Below are 20,380 nucleotides of genomic sequence, written 5' to 3'. Positions count from 1 at the left end.
GCGCAGGCGGTGTTCGCCGCCCTCGTCACGCGTGAGCTGGTGGCGGCGCTGCCCGCGGAGCAGGGGGAGTGCGGCGACCTCGACGAGCTCGCGGGCCTTCTCGTCGAGACCGCCGACCGCGTGCGCCGGCTGCCGCTGGTCGATCGGCTGCGGGACACGGATCCCGAGCTCTTCGCGCACTACATCCTCGACCGGCTCGGAACGAGCCAGCGCGCCATCCACGCCGAGACCGCGCGCCGGATCGCGGCGGGGCAGCGGGCGGGGTTCGTGCGATCAGGAGACCCGGATCAGCTCGCCGCGATGGTGCTGCTGATCGCGCAATCCGCGGTGCAGTCCGCACCGCTCGTGGCCGAGTGGCTGCCCGAGCGCGCATGGCGCACCGAGCTCGCGCACGCGCTGCGGGGGTATCTCGGGTCCGAGGTCGAGGTGGCGTGAGGCGATGGCGGGTGACATGCATTACGTACCTGAGACATTGTGTTTGATACTCACTATGTTGCACCCCGAGCGATGACCGGGCGCATCGTCGGGCGCACGCCCTTCTCCTCGGCCCTCACCGCGTCCCGGCGCGCGCGAGAGCTCGAGGCGCTTGCCGACGAGCGGGAGATCGATCTGCTCGTGATCGGCGGCGGCATCACCGGGGTGGGGATCGCGTTGGATGCCGCAGGCCGCGGCCTGCGCACCGTCCTGGTGGAACGGCACGACCTCGCGCACGGCACGAGCCGCTTCAGCTCCAAGCTCGTGCACGGGGGCCTGCGCTATCTCGCGTCGGGGCAGGTCGGCATCGCGCGCGAGAGCGCCCTCGAGCGGCACATCCTCCTCACCCGCACCGCACCGCACCTCACGCGCGCGTTGGCGCAGGTCGTACCGCTGCACGGGCGGGGCCACCTCGCACGCGGCGCCTACATCGGCCTCGGCTACGAACTGGGGGACGGCCTGCGACGGGCCGTCGGAACGCCGGGCGCCCTCCTGCCGGGCCCCGGCGCGATCAGCCGCGACGAGACGCTGCGACTGGCCCCCGCGGTGCGCGCCGACGATCTGCGCGGCGGTGTGCGCGGCTGGGACGGCCAGCTCCTCGACGACGCCCGGCTCGTCGTCGCCGTCGCGCGGACGGCCGCCGGGCACGGGGCATCCGTCCTCACCCGCGTCGAGGCGGTCTCGGTCACCGGTCGCGCGGCGACGCTGCGCGACCGGGTGACCGGCGCGGTCGTCGACGTCCGTGCTCGTGCTGTCGTGAGCGCGACCGGCGTGTGGGCGGGGGACCTCGACCCCGAGGTGCGGCTGCGGCCCAGCCGCGGCACCCACCTCGTGGTGTCGACCGCGCGGCTCGGCGGCTCGGACGTCTCTCTCACGGTGCCGGTCCCCGGGTCGACGAGTCGCTTCGTGTTCACACTGCCCGCCCCGCACGGACGCACCTACATCGGCCTCACCGACGTGCCCGCCGACGGGCCGATCCCGCAGGTGGCGCACGCGACCGAGGCGGAGATCGACACACTCCTGGGCACCGTGAACACAGTCCTCGCCGATCCGCTCGACCACGGGGACGTGCTCGCGACGTTCGCCGGCCTGCGTCCGCTGCTGGCGGGTGCGGACGACGACGACACCAGCGATCTTTCGCGCCGTCACGCGATCATCGAGTCGACGTCGGGCGTGCTCAGCATCGTCGGCGGCAAGCTCACCACCTACCGACGCATGGCGGAAGATGCCGTGGACGCCGTGATCCGCCGCGATCCGGGCCTGCCCTCGCGCCCCTCGCCGACGCGCTCGATCCCGCTCGTGGGGGCGTGGCCCCGGCGCCGACTGGGCGAGATCACGGCTCCCGGCCGCCTCGTGCGCCGGTTCGGCGCCGAGGCGCCGTATGCGGCGTCGCTGCCCGGCGGTCCCGGCGGCGCCTGCGGTGTGACGGCGCAGGAGCTCCAGTGGGGCGTCGCCGTCGAGGGCGCACTGAGCATCGCCGATCTGATCGACCGTCGCACGCGTCTCGGCCTGGTCCCGACCGACGGCGAGGCGTCGACGGATGCCGCGGCCGCCGCATTCGATCGCGCCGGCGTGGAGCCGCTCGAGGAGTGAGCGGCCCGTCGCGGCGCGGTCCTCAACTGAGGACCTGAGCGGAGATGAGGGGCGGCGCGCCGGTGAGGGTCCGCATCTCGGCTCCATCTCCTCATCTGAGGACGGGCGACGATCTCCTCGAGTGGGCACGACGGCGGCGCCCGTGTGACGGCACCGGCCCCGGACACGCCTACGGAGAGGGGCGTCCGGGGCCGGACCGGTGAGACGCGTCGCCTAGACGGTGAGCGCCTGCTGCATGATGGCGGCCTGCTCGGCGGCGTGCACCTTCGGCGAGCCGGTGGCGGTGGATGCCGCGGAGGCACGCGACACGCGGCTGATGGTGCGACCGCGCAGATGCTTCACGACCTCCAGCGCGATGAACGGCCAGGCGCCCTGGTTCTCGGGCTCGTCCTGCACCCACACCAGTTCGGCGTTCGGGTACGAGTCGATGACGGCGTTGAGCTCGTCGACCGGGGCGGGGTAGTACTGCTCCAGCCGCACCAGCGCGATCGCCGGGTTCGGGTTCTTGTCGAGCTCGGCGCGCAGATCCCAGTGGATCTTGCCGGCGTGCAGCAGCACGCGCTTGACAGCGGATTTGTCGGTCACGCGATCGTCGTCTAGCACCGGCTCGAACCTGCCGTTGAGGAAGTCCTCGACCGGGCTGGTCGCGCCGCGCAGGCGCAGCATCGCCTTCGGCGTGAAGACGATGAGCGGGCGGCGCGGGCGCGCGTACGCCTGGCGGCGCAGGAGGTGGAAATACGACGCCGGCGTCGACGGGCGCGCGACGGTCATGTTGTCCTGCGCGCACATCTGCAGATAGCGCTCGATGCGGGCTGACGAGTGGTCCGGACCCTGGCCTTCGTAGCCGTGGGGCAGGAGCAGCACCACGCTCGACTGCTGGCCCCACTTCTGCTCGGCTGACGAGATGAACTCGTCGACGACCGACTGCGCGCCATTGCCGAAGTCGCCGAACTGCGCCTCCCACAGCACCAGCGAGTCCGCGCGCTCGACCGAGTAGCCGTATTCGAACGCCATCGCCGCGTACTCGCTGAGCAGCGAGTCGTAGACATAGAAGCGGCCCTGGTCCTCGCTGAGGTTCGTCAGCGGAATCCACTCCTGGCCGTTGGCACGGTCGTGCAGCACCGCGTGGCGCTGCACGAAAGTGCCACGACGGGAGTCCTGGCCGGCGAGGCGGACGTTGGTCTTCTCGAGCAGCAGCGAGCCGAACGCCAGCAGCTCCCCGAAACCCCAGTCGATCGAGCCGTTCCGGCTCATGTCCAGGCGCTTGTCGAGCAGCTGCTGCAGCTTGTTGTGCACCGTGAAGCCGCCGGGCTTGTTCACGAAGGTCTCGCCGATCAGGCTGATCATCTCGCGCGCGACCCCGGTGGTCTCAGGCTCCCCGGCCGCGGGTTCGGCCGCGGCATCCGGGACGACCACCGGTGACGACCCGGTCTCGGCCGCGTGCGTCTCGGCGAAAGCGATCTCGAGGCGGTTCTGGAAGTCCTGCTTCGCCTTCTCGTACTCCTCCTCGGTGATGTCACCGCGGCCGACGAGGGCCTCGGTGTACAGCCGGCGGACCGAGCGCTTCGCCTCGATGAGGTTGGTCATGAGCGGCTGCGTCATCGAGGGGTCGTCGCCCTCGTTGTGTCCGCGGCGGCGGTAGCAGACCAGATCGACGACGACGTCGCGGTGGAAGCGCTCGCGGTACGCGAAAGCCAGCTGCGCGACGCGCGTCACGGCCTCGGGGTCGTCCCCGTTCACGTGGAAGATCGGCGCCTGGATCGTCTTGGCGACATCGGTGGCGTAGACCGAGGTCCGCGCGTCGGTGGGCGTGGTGGTGAAGCCGACCTGGTTGTTGACGACCACGTGCACCGTGCCGCCCGTGCGGTAGCCCCGCAGCTGCGACATCTGCAGCGTCTCGACCACGACGCCCTGGCCCGAGAAGGCCGCGTCGCCGTGCACGAGGATCGGCAGCCAGGTGAACGTGCCGATCGGCTTGCGGTCCTGCTTCGCACGGACGATGCCCTCGAGCACTCCGTCGACCGTCTCGAGGTGCGAGGGGTTCGCGGCCAGGTACACCGGCAGCTCGGCCTTGTTGTCGGCGACGAACGTGCCCTCGGTGCCGAGGTGATACTTGACGTCGCCCGATCCGCTCTTCGAGCCGATGGCGACGGAGCCCTCGAACTCGCGGAAGACCTGGCCGTAGGTCTTGCCCGCGATGTTGGTCAGCACGTTGAGGCGACCGCGGTGGGCCATGCCGATCGCGGCGCCGTCGAGGCCGGCTTCGGCCGCGCCCTGCAGGATCTCGTCGAGGAGGGGGATCAGCGATTCGCCGCCCTCCAGGCTGAAGCGCTTCTGCCCGACGTACTTCGTCTGCAGGAACGTCTCGAATGCCTCGGCCTGGTTGAGCTTGTCGAGGATCCGCAGCTGCTCGTCGTGACCGGGTTTCTGGTACTTGATCTCGACGTTCTCCTGGAACCACGCGCGCTGCCCGGGGTCCTGGATGTGCATGTACTCGATGCCGATCGTGCGGCAGTACGAGTCGCGCAGCACGCCGAGGATGTCGCGGAGCTTCATCTGGCGCTTGCCGCCGAACCCGTTGGTGACGAACTCGCGGTCGAGGTCCCAGAAGGTGAGCCCGTGGTTCTCGATCTCGAGATCCGGGTGGGTGCGCTGCTGGTACTCCAGCGGGTCGGTGTCGGCCATGAGGTGGCCGCGCACGCGGAAGGAGTTGATGAGCTCCTGCACGCGGGCGGTCTTGTCGACGCGCTCGGCGAGGTCGACATTGATGTCGGCGGCCCAGTGGATCGAGGCATACGGGATGCGCAGCGCCGCGAAGATGTCGTCGTAGAAGCCGCGCTGGCCGATGAGCAGCTCGTGCACCTTCTTGAGGAACTCGCCCGAGCCCGCACCCTGGATGACGCGGTGGTCGTAGGTGCTGGTGAGCGTGATCGTCTTGCCGATGGCGAGTTCGTTGAGCGTCTTGTCGCTCGCGCCCTGGAACTCGGCGGGGTACTCGAGCGCGCCGGCGCCGACGATGCAGCCCTGGCCCTTCATGAGGCGCGGCACCGAGTGGACGGTGCCGATGCCGCCGGGGTTGGTGAGCGAGATCGTGGTGCCCTGGAAGTCCGCTGCCGTCAGCTTGTTGCCGCGTGCGCGCGTGACGAGGTCCTCGTACGTCGTGAGGTACTCGTTGAACGTCAGCCGGTCGGCGCGCTTGATGCTCGGCACGAGCAGCGCGCGGGTGCCGTCCGGCCGCGGCAGGTCGATCGCGATGCCGAGGTTGATGTGCGCCGGGGCGACGACCGACGGCTTGCCGTCGATTTCTGCGTAGAACACGTTCTGGCTGGGGAACTCCTTGAGCGCCTGGATGATCGCCCACCCGATGAGGTGCGTGAAGCTCACCTTGCCGCCGCGCGTGCGCGCCATGTGGTTGTTGATGACGATGCGGTTGTCGATCATCAGCTTCGCCGGCACGGTGCGGACGCTGGTCGCGGTCGGGACGGTCAGCGACTCGTCCATGTTGGCCGCGAGGGTCTTCGGCATGCCGCGCAGTGTCGTGACGACGTCGGCCTCGGCCTCGGCCTCAGCCGACGAGGGCTGGGACTTGGGCGCCTGCGCCGGGATGGGCTGCGGGGCTGCGGGCCGTGCCGTGGTGCGTGCCACGGGCTGTGCGCCGATCACCGGAATCGGCGCCGTCACCGGGCGGGGCTCGGATGTCGCGGCCGGCGCTGCTGGTGCCGCCGGCGCGGGTGCTGCCGGTGCTGCGGCGGCCGGGGGTGCCGCCGCCGGCGCTGCGGCTGCAGCCGGCGCCGCTGCTGCTGCTGGCGCGGGGGGCGCCGTCGGTGCTGCGCCGTCGGCAGGGTGGTAGGCCTCGAGAATGGGCCACCACTCCTTGTCGACGGAGTTCCGGTCGATTTTGAACTGTTCGTACAGTTCCTCGACGAGCCACTCGTTGGCTCCGAACTCTCCCTCGTTCGAAACCCCGACGCCCGTCACCTGGCTCGACACGCTGAATCGCCTGCTTTCATCGGTGAAGTTCTGGGATGCGCGCGGGGCTTGCGAACCCGCACACGCGACAGTTAAGCCTAGCCCAGTCTGCGTGGGCCGTTCCGGCCTGAAGGGGTGAGGCTCCTGAAAGAACCCGCATGATTATCCGCACAGGAACTGTCACTACCCTTGGCGGTCATGGAGTTCTACGGCGAAACACCCGACGTCGACCTGACCTACTCGGACGTCTTCCTCGTCCCGCGGCGTTCGGCGATCACCAGCCGCCTCGACGTCGACCTCTCGCCCGGCGACGGCACGACGGCCACGCTGCCGTTGGTGTCGGCCAACATGAACTCCGTCACGGGTGCACGCCTTGCGGCCACCCTGGCTCGCCGCGGCGGTCTCGGCGTGCTGCCACAGGACATGCCGCTGCAAGAGCTGGATGCCGCGATCCGCTGGGTCAAGGCGCAGCCGGTCGAGTGGGACACGCCTCTGGTCCTGCCGGCCGACGCGACGGTCGCCGACGCCGCCAGGCTGCTGCCCGCGACGGACGGTCACGGCATCGTGGTCGCGGACGCCGCCGCCGGCCGAGTGGACGCCGACGACATCCTCGGCATCGTGCCGGCCACGCGACTCGGCACGGCCTTGCCCGACGCGCGCCTGGGCGACCTCGCACGCGGGCGTGCAGCATCCGTCGACGCCGAGGACATCGAGAGCGCGCGCCATGCGTTCGATGTCATCGTCGCCGCCGAGGCGGACACGGTCTGCGTCCTGCACCACGGTCACCTGGTCGGAACGCTCTCGCGCCGCAGCGCTCTGCGCTCGACGCTCTACCGGCCCGCGGTCGACGCATCGGGACGCCTCATCGTCGCCGCCGCAGTCGGCATCAACGGCGACGTCGCCGCGAAGGCTCGAGCGCTCGCGGCGGCGGGGGTCGACGTGCTCGTCGTCGACACCGCGCATGGGCACCAGGAGGGCATGCTGCGCGCGCTGCGCACGGTCGCCGACCTGGACCTCGGCATCCCGATCGCCGCCGGCAACGTCGTCACTGCCGAGGGCGTGCACGACCTCGTCACCGCCGGTGCGACGATCCTCAAGGTCGGCGTCGGACCGGGCGCGATGTGCACGACCCGCATGATGACGGCCGTCGGCCGGCCGCAGTTCTCCGCGGTCCTCGAGACCGCCGAGGCCGCGCGACTCATGGGCGCGCACGTGTGGGCGGACGGCGGCGTGCGGTACCCGCGCGACGTGGCGCTGGCGCTCGCGGCGGGCGCGGCATCCGTCATGATCGGCTCGTGGTTCGCCGGCACCATCGAGGCGCCCGGCGAGCTGCAGGTCGACGGGGCCGGCCGCTCCTACAAGGAATCGTGGGGCATGGCTTCGACGAAGGCCGTCCACGAGCGGTTCGGCCGCCTCGACCCCTACGAGCTCGCCCGCAAGGAGCTGTTCGCCGAGGGGATCTCGTCGTCGAAGATCTACCTCGACCCGCTCCGCCCGGGCCTCGAGGACCTGCTCGACATGATCACCTCGGGGGTGCGCTCGTCGTTCACCTACGCCGGCGCGTCGACCGTGGCCGAGTTCCACGGCCGCGCCCGCGTCGGCCTCCAGTCCGCCGCCGGCTACGACGAGGGCAAGGCGCTCCCGGTCAGCTGGTGAAGGCGCCGGAGCGAGCCGCTCCGGCGACCTGACGACGCGCGCGGGCATCGGTCATCCCGTCCGGCGGGACGAGGTGGGGTCGGCGCCGTTCGCATCCGCGTCGTCATCGTCGTTCTCGTCCTCCTCGTGCGCCCTGCGGATGCGCCGGCCCTCCTCCACATCGTGGCGCTCCTTCTCGGCCGCCTTGTCGCTCTTGCGGGTATCGCGCGGCGGCAGCTGGATGTCCTCTTCGGCGGCGATCCCCGCCTGCAGCTGGCGCCCGCGCTCCAGCTCGGCGTCGAACTCCGCGCCGAACAGCAGCGCGATGTTCGCGATCCACAGCCACAACAGGAAGATGATGACGCCCGCCAGCGACCCGTAGGTGCGGTCGTAGTTCGAGAAGTTGGCGACGTAGAGGCCGAAGGCCACCGACGCGACGGCGAGGATGAGGATGGCCAGCAGCGACCCGAGGCTGATCCACCGGAACTTCGGCTGCTTGGCGTTGGGCGTGGCGTAGTAGAGGATCGCGACCATCAGCACGACGATCGCCGCGAGCACCGGCCACTTGACGATCTCCCACACGGTCGTGGCGACCTCCCCGAGCCCGAGTGCCGACCCGACGGCGTCGGCCACCGGCCCCGACACGACGAGGATCACCAGGGCGACGACGATCAGCGCGACGCCGATCAGCGTGATGAGGATCTGCGCCGGCTTGAGCTTCCAGAACGGCCGGCCCTCCTCGATCTCGTAGATGCGATTCATCGCTCGGCTGAAGGCGCCCACGTAGCCGGAGGCCGACCAGATCGCCAACGCCAGGCCGAGGACGAGACCCCAGCCCGCGGCGGGGGAGTCCGCCGCCTGCTCGAGGGGGCCTCGCAGGGCGTCCGCCGCGTCGGGGGCGACGGTATCGACGATGCCGATGATCTGGTCGGTGGCCTGGCTGCTGCGGCCGATCAGCCCGAAGACCGAGAAGACGGCGATGAGCCCGGGGAAGATCGCCAGCACCGAATAGTAGGTCAGCGCGGCGGCGATGTCGGTGCACTCGTCGGCCGTGAACTCGCGTGCCGTCTTGACGAAGACGTACTTCCACGAGCGCTTCTCGATCTCGCGTGGAGTGTCGGGCTTGTCGGGATGCTCGGGATCCGGTGCGTGCCGGTCATCGAGTCCGTGGTCCGTCGTGGTCATGACCTCTCCGATTCCTTCTGCCCTCGGCGGAAGCGCCTGGAGAGCCATCGTGCGAGGGCGGATCGGAGGCGGCGAGGGGCTTGACATCGGCCCGTTGGGCTCCGCACCCCTGCCGTAGACTTGTCGGCACGATGGACGACCCTCCTAGTTGCAGACAATCGCCCCACCGACCCGCTCCCCGATCCCAGGGGGGTGATGCGTGATGGATTACGTCATGTTGGGCGTGGGGCTTCTGCTCACGATCGGCACCGGCCTCTTCGTGGCGAGCGAGTTCGCGCTCGTCAACCTCGACCGGGCCGATCTCGAATCCCGCCAGGAGGCGGGCGAAACGCGGCTCTCGCTCACGATCAGCGCGCTGCGGATCACATCCACGCACCTCTCCAGCGCGCAGCTGGGCATCACACTGACCACGCTGCTGACCGGTTACACGATGGAGCCGGCGATCTCGAACCTGCTGGCACCCGTGTTCGACGCGTGGGGGATCCCGTCCGGCATCGCTCGGCCCCTCGCCGCCGTCATCGGCGTCTCGATCGCGACCGTGTTCTCGATGATCCTCGGCGAGCTCGTGCCCAAGAACTTCGCGCTGGCCATCCCGCGCCAGACCGCCAAGCTGGTCATGCCGTTCCAGGTGGCGTTCACGACGGTGTTCCGTCCCGCCGTGGTCGTCCTCAACGGCAGCGCGAACGGCGTGCTGCGTGCGGCCGGCATCGAACCCAAGGAGGAGCTGTCGGGCGCGCGCACGGCCGAGGAGCTGTCGAGCCTGGTCCGACGCTCGGCCAGTGCCGGCGTGCTCGAGGAGGACACCGCGTCGCTCCTCGACCGCAGCCTCACCTTCGCCCGCCTGTCTGCGGCCGACGTGATGACGCCGCGGCCCAGCATCCACGCCCTCGCCGCCGATGACTCGGCCGAGGACGTCATCCAGCTCGCCCGCCGCACCGGGCACAGCCGGTTCCCCGTGTACGGCGAGGACATGGACGACATCACGGGCATCGTGCACCTTAAGGCCGCCGTCGGCGTGCCGCGCGAGCGCCGTGCCGACGTTCCCGCCGCCGCGCTGGCGACCGAGCCGCTGCGGTTTCCCGAGGCGGTCCACCTCGATGCGCTCGTGGCCGAGCTGCGCGCCCGCGGGTACCAGATGGCCGTCGTCGTGGACGAGTACGGCGGCACGGCGGGCGTCGTCACGCTCGAGGACCTCGTCGAGGAGATCGTCGGCGAAGTGCTCGACGAGCACGACCTCCGTCGCGCGGGCATCGTGCGGGTCGGCGACACCGTGATCTTCCCGGGCGAGCTGCGGCCCGACGAGGTGCGCGATCGCACCGGCATCCGCATTCCGGAAGGCGACGTCTACGACACCGTCGGCGGCTACATCATGAGCGTGCTCGAACGGATTCCCGTCGCCGGCGACACCCTCGAGATCGAGGACGGATCTCTCGAGGTGCAGCGCATGGAAGGACGCAGGGTGGACCGCGTGCGGTTCACGCCCACGCCGATGCCCCACGACGACGCGACCACCGAGGCGGGTGATCGCCGATGAACGACTGGGCCGGAATCGCCTGGCTGGTGGTGCTGCTCATCGCCAACGCCTTCTTCGTCGGCGCCGAGTTCGCCGTCATCTCGGCCCGCCGCTCGCAGATCGAGCCGCTCGCCGAGAAGGGATCGCGGTCGGCCAAGACCGCGCTGTATGCGATGGAGCACGCGACGCTCATGCTGGCGACGAGCCAGCTCGGCATCACGATCTGCTCGCTGCTGATCCTGAACGTGTCCGAGCCCGCCATCCACCATCTCCTCGCGGGGCCTCTGGGCCTCACGGGCTGGTCTGAGGGGGTCGTCGACGGCGTCGCGTTCGCCATCGCGCTCCTGCTGGTGTCGTACCTCCACGTCGTCTTCGGCGAGATGGTGCCGAAGAACCTCGCGTTCTCGGTGCCCGACCGCGCGGTGCTCATGCTCGCGACCCCGCTGGTGTGGGTGTCGAAGCTGTTCCACCCGATCATCGTGACCCTCAACTGGATCGCGAACCACGTGGTGCGCCTGTTCCGCGTCGAGCCGAAGGACGAGGCCGCCTCGACATTCACGCTCGAGGAGGTCGCGACGATCGTGAACCAGTCGCGCATCGAGGGGGTGCTCGACGATGCGGCGGGTACCGTGTCGGCTGCGCTGGAGTTCACCGACAAGAAGGCCGCCGACGTCGCGGTGCCGCTGTCGCAGCTCGTGACGCTCCCCGAGACGACGACCCCCGCCGAGATCGAACGCGCGGTGGCGAAGCACGGCTTCTCGCGCTACGTGATCGTCGATGAGGTCGGCGTGCCGGTCGGCTACGTGCACCTCAAGGACATCCTGCGGGCGGCGGAGGGACCGGATGCCGCCACCGAGGTCGCCCTCCCGATCCCGACCAAGCGCATCCACCACATGGTGCCCGTGCTGGAGTCGACCGATCTCGAGGACGCACTCGCCGTCATGCGCCGCGCCGGGCGTCACCTCGCCCAGGTGCGCGACGAGGCCGGAGAGATCACAGCGGTGCTCTTCCTCGAGGACATCATCGAGGAGCTCATCGGAGAGGTGCAGGACGCGACCCGCCGACGCGGCTTCTGAGCCCGTCGCGGTCTGGCACCGCGAAAGGGTAGGTTTCCGCTCTGCGAGCGGACGCCTACCCTTCGCGGTTCCGGGGTTGTGGGTCAGCGCCGGGCGCGGAGGTACTGCTTCGGCCAGTAGTCGATGTCGGCGCCGAGTTCCGTGGCGGCGCGCAGCGCATAGTGCGGGTCGCGCAGCCATTCGCGGCCGGCCATGACGGCGTCGGCGGCGTCCTCGGCGAGCACGCGCTCGGCGTGGGCGGCGTCGTCGATCATGCCGACGGCGTTCACCGGCACGCCGGCTTCGCGTCGCACCCGGGCGGCGAGGTCGACCTGGTAGCCCGGGCCGGTGGTGAGCTGCTGGTGGGCGACGAGGCCGCCGCTGGAGATGTCGAAGAAGTCGGCGCCCCGCTCGGCGGCCCAGCCCGCGACGGTGGCGGTCTCGTCGGCACCCCACCCGCCGTCTGCCCAGTCGGTGGCGGAGAACCGCACGATCACCGGAACGCCGGGAGCGGCATCCGTCACCGCATCCAGCACCCGCAGCACGAGCCGCGCGCGGTTCTCGAGCGAGCCGCCGTACTCGTCGTCGCGGAGGTTCGACAGGGGCGAGAGGAACTGGTGCAGCAGGTAGCCGTGTGCGGCGTGCAGTTCGAGCACCTGGAAACCCGCGGCCACAGCTCGCAGAGCGGCCGCCGCGAAGGCGGCGACCACGCGGTCGATGCCCGCGAGGTCGAGGGCGACCGGCTCGGCGAAGCCGTCGAAGGCGATCGCTGACGGAGCCACGGTGTTCCAACCGCCGTCCGCGGCAGCGACAGTCCCGCGCCGGTCCGAAAATGGCGGCCAGGTCGACGCCTTGCGGCCGGCGTGGGCGAGCTGCACGCCGGCCACGGCGCCGCGCCGGCGGATCGCGGCGACGATCGGCGCCCACGCGTCGCGCTGCTCGTCGTTCCACAGTCCGGTGTCGTCGGGGGAGATCCGGCCCTCCGGCGACACCGCCGTCGCCTCGGCCACGATCAGCCCTGCGCCGCCCGACGCGAACTGCGCGAGATGGGTGTGGTGCCACTCCTGCGGCACGCCCTCGATCGCGCTGTACTGGCACATCGGCGAGACCCACAGACGGTTGCGCACCGTCACGTCGCGCAGGCTGAGGGGGGTGAACAGGCGGCTCATGGGGGGTCTCCAGCTGGAATCGGGTGCGCGGTACTGTGACCACATGGTCAGGACGTGGACGCGGGCGGATAGCTCTCACGCCCTGCGCAGGCCTACGGCCGACGACGACAAGTATTCCCGAGGCGTGCTGGGGATGCGAACGGGCTCTCAGTCGTATCCGGGCGCAGCGGTGCTCGGCGTCGAGGCCGCGTGGCGCACCGGAATCGGCATGGTGCGGTATCTCGGCCCCGATCGCCCGCGCGATCTGGTGCTCGCCCGCCGGCCCGAGACCGTGACGGCGGACGGCCGTGTGCAGGCGTGGGTGATCGGTTCGGGAACAGATGCCGCGGCCCGGCCCCCCGGCGAAGCGGATGCGCTGCGGTCCCTGCTGTCCGACACCGACCCCGTCGTGGTCGACGCGGGCGCGCTGGATCTTGCCGCCGAGGCGACCGCGCCGCGCGTCCTCACGCCGCACGACCGCGAGCACGCACGGCTGCGATCGGCCCTCGGGCTCGGGCACGCGCCCGCGGATCGCGCCGCTGCGGCGCGCGAGACGGCCGAAGCCACGGGTGCGGTCGTGCTGCTCAAGGGCGCGGTGACGGTCGTGGTCGCCCCCGACGGCTGGACGGCGACCATCGAGTCGGGCACGCCCTGGCTCGCGACGGCGGGCACGGGCGACGTCCTCGCCGGGGTCATCGGCGCGCTGGTCGCCGGGGCTGTCGCGCGCGGAGAATCGACGGATGCCGCGTCTCTCGCCGCGCTCGCCGCCTCCGGTGCTTGGCTGCACGGCCGAGCGGGGGCCGTCGCCGCCACGGGCGCGAGCATCGCGCGCGCGCCGAGCTCGCCGCCGTTCGGCGACGGCCCCATCACGGCGCTGGACGTCGCCGAGGCATTGCCGCGCGCCGTCGCCGAGACGCTCGCGCACTGAGCCGCCCGGCCACAGCGCGGAATCCCAGGGTCTGCGCAACGCGCCCGGGTCGCGGCATCCGGAATCGCGTGCCGCGTCCCATCAGAGTCGGTGTGCCGTGGGAGTGACGGGCGGAATGGGGTCGCGTCCCTAGGATGGTGGGGTGTCTCGGCGGGCGGTGGTGTGGATCGCGTTCGCCCTTGTGCACGCCGTGGTGATCTGGCTCGGCTTCGCGGGCGAGCACGCCGCCTCGTGGGACGTCGGCCAGCTGTACCGGTGGTGGGCGGGACGCGCGCTCACGCGCGAGGCGGTTCTCGGCATCACCGAGGACTGGATCTACCCGGCACTCGCGCTCGTGCCGATCGTCACGGTCGGCGCGCTGTACCCCCTGCTCGACTACACGCTCGGCTGGGGCCTGCTCGTCACCGCCATAGACGCCGCCGCGTTCGCGGTGCTCGTCGGTCGGGGGCGCTCTCGCGGACGGGTGCTCGCCGCGTGGTTCTGGCTCGCCGCCATCCTGGCCCTCGGCGGTGTGGGCATGTTCCGCCTCGATGCCGTGACCGTGCCGCTCGCCGTCGCGGGTTCGCTCTGGCTGGTGGGTCGTCCGTGGCTCGGATCGGCGCTGCTGGCGGTGGCGACCTGGATCAAAGTATGGCCGGCGGCCCTCCTGGTGGCTGCGGTGATCGCCGTACGCCGGCGGCTCGTGATCGTCGGCGGCGCGGCGATCGTGTCAGCCGTCGTCGCTGTCGCGGTCGTCATCGCCGGCGGCGGCGCCCACCTGCTCAGCTTCGTCGGCGACCAGACCTCCCGCGGACTTCAGATCGAGGCGCCCGTCAGCACGGTGTACATGCTGCTGGCAGCCGCCGGACTGCCGGGCGCGGCGGTCGTGTACGACGAGGATCTGATCACGTTCCAGGTGGCCGGCCCCGGCACGGAAGCGGTGATCGCGGTGATGACACCGCTGCTCATCGCCGGGATGCTGGCGATCGCCGCCGTCGGAGCCGTCAAGGCCTGGCTCGGAGCCACCTTCGTCACGCTGTTCCCCCCGCTCGCCGCCGCGCTCGTGCTCGGCTTCATCGTGCTCAACAAGGTCGGCTCGCCCCAGTACATGACCTGGCTGATCGCCCCCGTCGTGGTGGGTCTCGTCCTCGATCGGCGGCGCTGGTTGCGCCCGGCGGTCCTCACGGTCGTGATCCTCGCGCTCACGCAGGTGATCTTCCCGTTCTGGTACGACGCCATCCTCGTGCTGCTGCCCGGTGCGGTCGCCCTCCTCGTCGTCCGCAACCTGCTCCTCGTCGGGCTGTTCGTCTGGGTCGTGGTGCGTCTCGCGCGCGTCGGCGTGCACCGGGCGGCGCGATCGCGCGTGCCAGAGTAGACGTCGGTGACGGCATCCGTCGCCGCCCCGCAAGCCCCTCGAGAACCGGAGGTTCGCCATGCTCGTCGCCTTCTCCGTCGCACCCAGCGGACAACCACAGGGTGGGACCGGCAACGCCGACGGCTCGGTGCACGACGCCGTGGCCGCCGCGGTGCGGGTGGTCCGCGACAGCGGTCTGCCGCACCGCACGACGTCGATGTTCACCGAGATCGAGGGGGAGTGGGACGAGGTCTTCGACGTCGTCAAGCGCGCCACCGACGCGGTGGCGCCCTACGGCTCGCGGGTGTCGCTGGTGCTCAAGGCCGACATCCGTCCCGGGTACTCCGGCGAGCTCGACGGCAAGATCGAGCGCCTCGAGGCGGCCGTGGACCGGCAGAAGGCCGAAGGCGGGCTCGGCTGACCGCCGGCAGCGCCACGCAATACCGGTGACGTCCCGTTCCGAATCGATTCGACAGCGGGCGATGCCGCCGCTAACGTGACGGGGTGCCCTCCTCGAATCTGACGACTCCCTCGCTGTCGAAGAAGGCGGCGATGTGGGCGCTCCTCTCCCTCGCCGTCGGCAGCTTCGGCATCGGAATGACGGAGTTCGTCGTCATGGGGCTGCTGCCGAACATCGCGGAGGACCTGCTGCCGTCGCTGTGGGCGACGCGCTCCGAAGACGCGATCGCGCAGGCCGGCTGGCTCATCTCGCTGTACGCGCTCGGGGTCGTGGTCGGTGCGCCGACGATCGCCGGCGCGGCGGCGAAGTATCCGCGTCATCGCGTCATGATCGGGCTCGCGCTGGCGCTCACGGTGTTCAATGCGCTGACGTTCCTCGCCCCGACGTTCGAATGGGTCGCGGCGTCCCGGTTCCTCGCGGGACTGCCGCACGGCGCGTACTTCGGCATCGGCGCGCTCGTCGCCGCCGAGGTGCTCGGCCCCGGCATGCGGGCGAAGGGCGTGGCCTTCGTGCTGACCGGCCTCACCGTCGCCAACGTGGTGGGGGTCCCGCTCGGCACCTACCTCGGACAGCAGGTCGGCTGGCGCGCCGCGTTCATGGTGGTCGCGGCGATCTTCGCCGCGGCGACGATCCTCATCGCGTTCTTCGTGCCGGAGCACCCCGGCGACCCGAGCCGCACCATGCGCGCCGAGCTCAAGGTCTTCCGGATCGGGCAGGTGTGGCTCGCGCTGGGTGTCGGAGCGATCGGCTTCGGAGGCTTCTTCGCGGTCTACAGCTACGTCGCCCCGCTGGTGACCGAGGTCGCGGGCTCGCCCGAATGGGTGGTGCCCATCGTGCTGGTGGTCATGGGCCTCGGGATGACCGTCGGAAACCTCGTCGGCGGACACCTGGCCGACGTCGACCTGAAGCGCACCCTCGTCGGCGGCCTGATCGGGCTCGCCGTCGTGCTGGCCCTCCTGGCCCTGACGGCGCAGTGGATCTGGGCCCTCGCGTTCTTCGTCTTCGCCACCGGTTTCATCGCGTCGGCGCTCAGCCCCACGATCCAGACCCGTCTGATGGACGTCGCGCAGGACAACCAGTCGATCGCGGCGGCGCTCAACCACTCCGCGCTCAACATCGGCAACAGCCTGGGCGCGTTCCTCGGCGGCGTCGTGATCGCGGCGGGCTGGGGCTTCATCGCGCCCGCGTGGGTCGGTGTGGCGCTCGCCGGCGCCGGTCTCGTGCTCGCCGTGGCGAGCATCGCAGCCGAGCGGCGTCGCGCCCTCGTCGCGGTCTGATCGCCGCGCGCCGGCCGGACGCCAGCGCGGCGAGAGTGCTGGGTAGAGTGAGCGGATGCCGCAGCCGACGCCCGCCGACCGCGCGCTGCAGGCGCTGAACGACTCGATCGGCGGCGCCCGCACGCGTCGTCCCGAGGACGCGACCGACCCCGCGATCCCCGTCGCCGCGACGGTGGTCCTGCTCCGCGACAGCAGCCACGGTCTCGAGGTGCTCATGATCGAGCGGCCCGACCGCGGGTCTTTCGCCGGAGCGTGGGTGTTTCCGGGCGGCAAGCTCGAGGTCGACGACCGCGGCGCCGCCGAAGAACCGGAAGAGTCGACCGCGCGAGCGGCGGCTGTGCGCGAGACGCACGAAGAGACCGGCCTCGCCGTCGACCCGGAAGCGCTCGTGACGCTGTCGTGCTGGGACCCGCCGCCGGGACTGGCGCTGCGGATCCGCACCTGGTTCTTCGTGGCCCCGGTCGCGACAGGCGTGCTCGCGCTGTCGCCTCACGAGGCGGTCGCTTCCGAGTGGGTGCGGCCGACCGACGCGCTGGCACGGCACGGCCGCGGTGAGTTCACGCTGTACCCGCCGACGTGGGTGACGCTGCACGGCCTGGCCGGTCACGCCGACACGGCTTCCGTGCTCGGTGCCGCGCGGCTGGGCGGCGTCCAGCGCTTCGAGACGGTCGCGCACCGCGGCGGCGACGGACCCGTGCTGCTTTGGCAGGGCGACGACGAATGGGATCCGGATGCCGCAGCCGCGGCATCCGGATCCCGTCATCGCCTCGAGATCGGCGCCCTTCCGTGGCGCTACGAGCGCACGGACGGAGCCGGCCTCACGCGCCGATGATGTCCGCGACCCGGACGAGGTCGGCGAACGTGAACGCTCCGGGCGCGGCGCCCCGGGTCGGGATGAACGAGACGTTCAGCATCGAGAGCGCGTCGCGGCGCAGCAGGGTGACGAACGTGTCGGCAACGATCTTCGCCCCGAGCGGTCCCAGATGCTCGCCACCCGTGGTGACCATCGCCTCGCGCAGCACGTAGTACCAGAGCGGCGTCTTCTCGAGGAGAAGGCCGTTCTGCTGCTGCAGTACCGCGATCTCGTCGGCAGGAAGCCCGTCGGTGAGCTGGGCCGTGGTGAGCACCGGCACCCCGAGAGCCGCCGCCGTGGCCTGTCCGCTGGGCAGACCCAGCACGAGGCCGCGCAGCAGGTTGCGCGTCGCGAGGATGCTCATGAGCGCGTTGGTGCCGCTGCCGTCGAGGTCCTCGAGCGCGCTGGCGAGCACACTGTCGATCTTGCGCGCGCTGTTGAACACGGGAACGCTGAACCCGGTCTCGAAGAACGCGTTGAAGTCGACGACCCAGTTCGAGCGGACCGGCAGGTGCGGTTCGTGGATGAACGCGAAGACGTCCGACATCGGCTTGTTGCGCAGCTCGAAGTTCAGCCAGTACTCGTCGCGGATCATGCTGTGCCCGAACCGGTACGCGGCGACCGAGAACTCCACGGGCATCTGGAACCCGCTGTTCGCCTTCGCCTTGACGTTCGCCAGGGCGTCGTCGACGGCCGCCTGACCGCAGATGCGCGGCAGGAAGTCGTGCAGCACGGCCCACTGATAGTGCAGCGTCGCCTCCCGCTTCGCCTCTACGAAGATGTCGCCGGTGAACCCGTCAGCGATCAGCGCGTCGACGATCGCGTTGTGGAAGCGCAGCATCGCGTGGTGCAGCTGCGACACGATGAGGTTCTCGTTGTTGCGCGGGTCGCCGATGATCGCCGTGAGCGCCGAGGTGCGCGGCACGTCGAAGTCGGTGTGCGCGATGATGCCGTTGCCACCCGACGCGCCGCCTGCGCCGCCCGGGCCGCTGGGCAGATTCGTGCCGAGCAGCATCCGGAACGCGGATGCCGGTTCTCCCGGCGCGGGCGCGGCGTAGAGGAACGCGTCGACCGCGGGGCCTCTGCCGTACACGCTGTCGAGATCGAGCATCGGCGAGCGCATGTTGTTGATGACGGTCGCGTCGACGAGCGCCGGCGCGTCCAGCGCCGATGACACGTCGAGGGTGATGTCGTGATCGACGAACTGCCCGACGTAGGTGTAGCCCGACGGCGTGGCCGAGTCGGCCGCGGTCTCGCGACCGCTGTTCGCCATGAGGTCGCCGAGCTGAGCGAGCAGGGCGCGCGTCGCGTCGTCCAGTGGCAGCCGGCTGGCGGCGCGCACCTTCGCCTTCGTCATGTACCCGAACTTGTCGGCCGCCGACGAGAACACCTCGTGCGCGGGGAAGTACCCGAGCGAGAACTTCGCGCCGTGGAACCTCCCATGCTCCGGTCGTACCGCCTCCAGCGAGGAGCGAATGTCGACGGGAAGTCGCGGCGCCTGCCGTTTCTCTCCCGGCGACCTCTCGCGGGTTCGGTTCAGGCCCAGCTGCTCTCGCAGGAAGGGCTGCGCGGCGAACGCGTCTTCGGGTGTCTCGGCACCCGATCTGGTATCAGTGCTCATGATTCCCTCCTTGGGACATTGCCCAGTGGGAGGATCGCGCCCCGGATGCTGATACCGCTGCTGCGGAATTCAGGACTCGAGCAGGCGCCGCAGGTGCGCGCCCACGGCGTGCGTCTCGATCAGGAAGCCGTCGTGGCCGAAGTCGCTGGAGAGCACGACGGCGCGATCGCCGTCGAGCGTGTGACGGATGCCCCGCGCGATCCGGTGCTGCCCGTCGATGGGGAACAGCCGGTCGCTGTCGATGCCGAGCACGAGCGTCGTCGCCGTCACGCGGGCGAGGGCGTCTTCGACGCCGCCACGGTCGCGGCCGACGTCGTGCGAGTTCATCGCTTCGACGAGCGTGATGTACGAGTTCGCGTCGAAGCGGCGCGTGAACTTGTTGCCGTGGAAGTCCAAGTACGACTCCACGGCGAAGCGACCGCCGTGGCCGAGCGGGCTCACGCCGGACTGCCAGCTGCGCTGGAACCGCTGGTTGAGCTCTGTGGGGGAGCGGTAGTTCAGCAGAGCCATGCGGCGGGCGAGTGCCAGACCGCGGTTCGGGCCGTCGCCGTCGCCCGCGTCGTAGTACTCGCCGTTCTGGAAGCGAGGGTCGATCCGGATGGCCTCGAGTTGCACCGAGTTGAGCGCGACCTGGTCGGCGGTGTTGACCGGAGGCGACGACAGGATGCCGACACGCGCCACGCGATCCGGATCCGAGACCCCCCACTCGAGCGCGTGCATGCCGCCCATGGACCCGCCCACGACGGCAGCCCAGACGTCGATGCCGAGCGCGTCGGCCAGACGCCGCTGGGCCGAGACCTGGTCGCGGATCGTGAGATAGGGGAAACGCGAGGCCCACTCGTACCCGTCGGGACCGATGGATGCCGGACCCGTCGATCCCTGGCATCCGCCGAGCATGTTCGGGGCGACGACGAACCAGCGATCCGTGTCGATGGGGGCGCCCGGGCCGACGATGTCGTCCCACCAGCCCGACGTCGGATGCCCCGCTCCCGCCGGCCCGCGAAGGTGGCTGTCGCCGGTGAGTGCGTGGAGCACGAGCACGGCGTTGTCACGCGCGGCGTTGAGCTCGCCCCACGTCTCGTACGCGAGTCGATATGCGGGAAGCTCGCGACCGCCCTCGGTGCGGAACGAGCCGAACGCGGCGAAATGCCGCTCGCCGACCGGATCGCCGTCGCGCCAGGCGCCGGTAGCCGGCGGCCGGCCGAGCAGCAGCCGGGCATCGGCCTCCGTCACGGGTGCGCTCGGCACCGTGTCTTCGGAGGTCTGCCAGTCCATTCGTCCATTCTCGCCTGCCGGTGTGGCGGCACGCGGTCTGTTACGGGTGCGCGCAGTGTGG

General features: G+C 70.8%; 15 protein-coding genes. 10 read left to right on the top strand and 5 right to left on the bottom strand.

All coding sequences use genetic code 11. The features are described from left to right. Both B1729_RS00480 and B1729_RS00475 read left to right on the top strand, forming a co-directional pair. Positions 1 to 435: TetR/AcrR family transcriptional regulator (locus B1729_RS00480; protein WP_163630081.1), on the top strand; the 435-nt coding region annotated here is incomplete at its 5' end. Positions 436 to 507: 72 nt separating this feature from the next. Continuing rightward, positions 508 to 2,067, top strand: coding sequence for a glycerol-3-phosphate dehydrogenase/oxidase (locus tag B1729_RS00475; RefSeq protein WP_163616719.1), 1,560 nt, complete (start codon positions 508 to 510; stop codon positions 2,065 to 2,067). A 213-nt stretch (positions 2,068 to 2,280) separates the two neighbouring features. On the opposite strand, the gene B1729_RS00470 is transcribed toward B1729_RS00475, so the two are convergent. After that, entirely contained in the window at positions 2,281 to 6,057 is a 3,777-nt protein-coding gene (locus tag B1729_RS00470) for a multifunctional oxoglutarate decarboxylase/oxoglutarate dehydrogenase thiamine pyrophosphate-binding subunit/dihydrolipoyllysine-residue succinyltransferase subunit (RefSeq protein ID WP_163616717.1), read from the bottom strand. 177 nt (positions 6,058 to 6,234) lie between these two features. Between B1729_RS00470 and B1729_RS00465 the strand changes: the two genes are divergently transcribed. Beyond that, on the top strand, positions 6,235 to 7,692 hold the full coding sequence (locus B1729_RS00465; RefSeq protein WP_163630079.1) for a GuaB1 family IMP dehydrogenase-related protein: 1,458 nt from the start codon (positions 6,235 to 6,237) through the stop codon (positions 7,690 to 7,692). A gap of 51 nt (positions 7,693 to 7,743) precedes the next feature. Here the strand turns inward: B1729_RS00465 and B1729_RS00460 are convergent, their stop codons facing one another. Beyond that, a complete protein-coding gene (locus B1729_RS00460) occupies positions 7,744 to 8,856 on the bottom strand; it encodes a YihY/virulence factor BrkB family protein (protein ID WP_163616714.1) in 1,113 nt (370 codons plus the stop codon). Positions 8,857 to 9,058: 202 nt separating this feature from the next. On the opposite strand from B1729_RS00460, the gene B1729_RS00455 reads away from it, so the two are divergent. Next, positions 9,059 to 10,390, top strand: a complete 1,332-nt coding sequence (locus tag B1729_RS00455) for a hemolysin family protein (protein ID WP_163616712.1) — start codon at positions 9,059 to 9,061, stop codon at positions 10,388 to 10,390. Further along, a complete protein-coding gene (locus B1729_RS00450; RefSeq protein ID WP_163630078.1) occupies positions 10,387 to 11,445 on the top strand; it encodes a hemolysin family protein in 1,059 nt (352 codons plus the stop codon). The genes B1729_RS00455 and B1729_RS00450 overlap by 4 nt, the downstream gene beginning before the upstream one ends. Positions 11,446 to 11,528: 83 nt before the next feature. Here the strand turns inward: B1729_RS00450 and B1729_RS00445 are convergent, their stop codons facing one another. Continuing rightward, complete coding sequence (locus B1729_RS00445; RefSeq protein WP_163616390.1) at positions 11,529 to 12,593, bottom strand: NADH:flavin oxidoreductase/NADH oxidase; 1,065 nt, start codon at positions 12,591 to 12,593, stop codon at positions 11,529 to 11,531. Between the two features lie 43 nt (positions 12,594 to 12,636). Here B1729_RS00445 and B1729_RS00440 point away from each other — a divergent pair, with 43 nt between their 5' ends. From B1729_RS00440 to B1729_RS00420, 5 genes are all read left to right on the top strand, one after another. After that, positions 12,637 to 13,500: an ADP/ATP-dependent (S)-NAD(P)H-hydrate dehydratase gene (locus tag B1729_RS00440; RefSeq protein WP_163630076.1), complete on the top strand. Its 864-nt coding sequence runs from the start codon at positions 12,637 to 12,639 to the stop codon at positions 13,498 to 13,500. 142 nt (positions 13,501 to 13,642) lie between these two features. Beyond that, positions 13,643 to 14,854, top strand: coding sequence for a glycosyltransferase 87 family protein (locus B1729_RS00435; protein ID WP_163630074.1), 1,212 nt, complete (start codon positions 13,643 to 13,645; stop codon positions 14,852 to 14,854). Positions 14,855 to 14,912: 58 nt separating this feature from the next. After that, positions 14,913 to 15,254 (top strand): thiamine-binding protein, encoded by a 342-nt coding sequence (locus tag B1729_RS00430; protein WP_163630072.1) that lies wholly within the window; start codon positions 14,913 to 14,915, stop codon positions 15,252 to 15,254. A 131-nt stretch (positions 15,255 to 15,385) separates the two neighbouring features. After that, positions 15,386 to 16,570: an MFS transporter gene (locus tag B1729_RS00425; RefSeq protein WP_163630098.1), complete on the top strand. Its 1,185-nt coding sequence runs from the start codon at positions 15,386 to 15,388 to the stop codon at positions 16,568 to 16,570. Between the two features lie 55 nt (positions 16,571 to 16,625). Next, positions 16,626 to 17,402: an NUDIX hydrolase gene (locus tag B1729_RS00420; RefSeq protein ID WP_163616396.1), complete on the top strand. Its 777-nt coding sequence runs from the start codon at positions 16,626 to 16,628 to the stop codon at positions 17,400 to 17,402. Here the strand turns inward: B1729_RS00420 and B1729_RS00415 are convergent. Beyond that, the gene (locus B1729_RS00415; protein ID WP_163616398.1) at positions 17,389 to 19,044 is read right to left on the bottom strand and encodes a heme peroxidase family protein; all 1,656 of its coding nucleotides are present in this window, start codon (positions 19,042 to 19,044) and stop codon (positions 17,389 to 17,391) included. The two genes, B1729_RS00420 and B1729_RS00415, sit on opposite strands and share 14 nt — an antisense overlap. Before the next feature lie 69 nt (positions 19,045 to 19,113). Beyond that, a complete protein-coding gene (locus B1729_RS00410; protein WP_163616399.1) occupies positions 19,114 to 20,319 on the bottom strand; it encodes a homoserine O-acetyltransferase in 1,206 nt (401 codons plus the stop codon). Between the last annotated feature and the right edge of the window lie 61 nt (positions 20,320 to 20,380).

This window comes from Microbacterium sp. B35-04 (assembly GCF_010634885.1).
In the GTDB taxonomy this organism is placed as follows: Bacteria; Actinomycetota; Actinomycetes; order Actinomycetales; family Microbacteriaceae; genus Microbacterium.
Note: the sequence above shows the minus strand (reverse complement) of the source record. Positions and strands in the feature narration are given on the sequence as shown.

Coding starts and splice junctions, on each gene's coding strand:
- B1729_RS00430 (WP_163630072.1), top strand. CDS start 14,913: ATGCTCGTCGCCTTCTCCGTCGCACCCAGCGGACAACCACAGGGTGGG.
- B1729_RS00425 (WP_163630098.1), top strand. CDS start 15,386: ATGTGGGCGCTCCTCTCCCTCGCCGTCGGCAGCTTCGGCATCGGAATG.
- B1729_RS00450 (WP_163630078.1), top strand. CDS start 10,387: ATGAACGACTGGGCCGGAATCGCCTGGCTGGTGGTGCTGCTCATCGCC.
- B1729_RS00475 (WP_163616719.1), top strand. CDS start 508: ATGACCGGGCGCATCGTCGGGCGCACGCCCTTCTCCTCGGCCCTCACC.
- B1729_RS00415 (WP_163616398.1), bottom strand. CDS start 19,044: ATGAGCACTGATACCAGATCGGGTGCCGAGACACCCGAAGACGCGTTC.
- B1729_RS00440 (WP_163630076.1), top strand. CDS start 12,637: ATGGTCAGGACGTGGACGCGGGCGGATAGCTCTCACGCCCTGCGCAGG.
- B1729_RS00460 (WP_163616714.1), bottom strand. CDS start 8,856: ATGACCACGACGGACCACGGACTCGATGACCGGCACGCACCGGATCCC.
- B1729_RS00420 (WP_163616396.1), top strand. CDS start 16,626: ATGCCGCAGCCGACGCCCGCCGACCGCGCGCTGCAGGCGCTGAACGAC.
- B1729_RS00410 (WP_163616399.1), bottom strand. CDS start 20,319: ATGGACTGGCAGACCTCCGAAGACACGGTGCCGAGCGCACCCGTGACG.
- B1729_RS00455 (WP_163616712.1), top strand. CDS start 9,059: ATGGATTACGTCATGTTGGGCGTGGGGCTTCTGCTCACGATCGGCACC.
- B1729_RS00465 (WP_163630079.1), top strand. CDS start 6,235: ATGGAGTTCTACGGCGAAACACCCGACGTCGACCTGACCTACTCGGAC.
- B1729_RS00445 (WP_163616390.1), bottom strand. CDS start 12,593: ATGAGCCGCCTGTTCACCCCCCTCAGCCTGCGCGACGTGACGGTGCGC.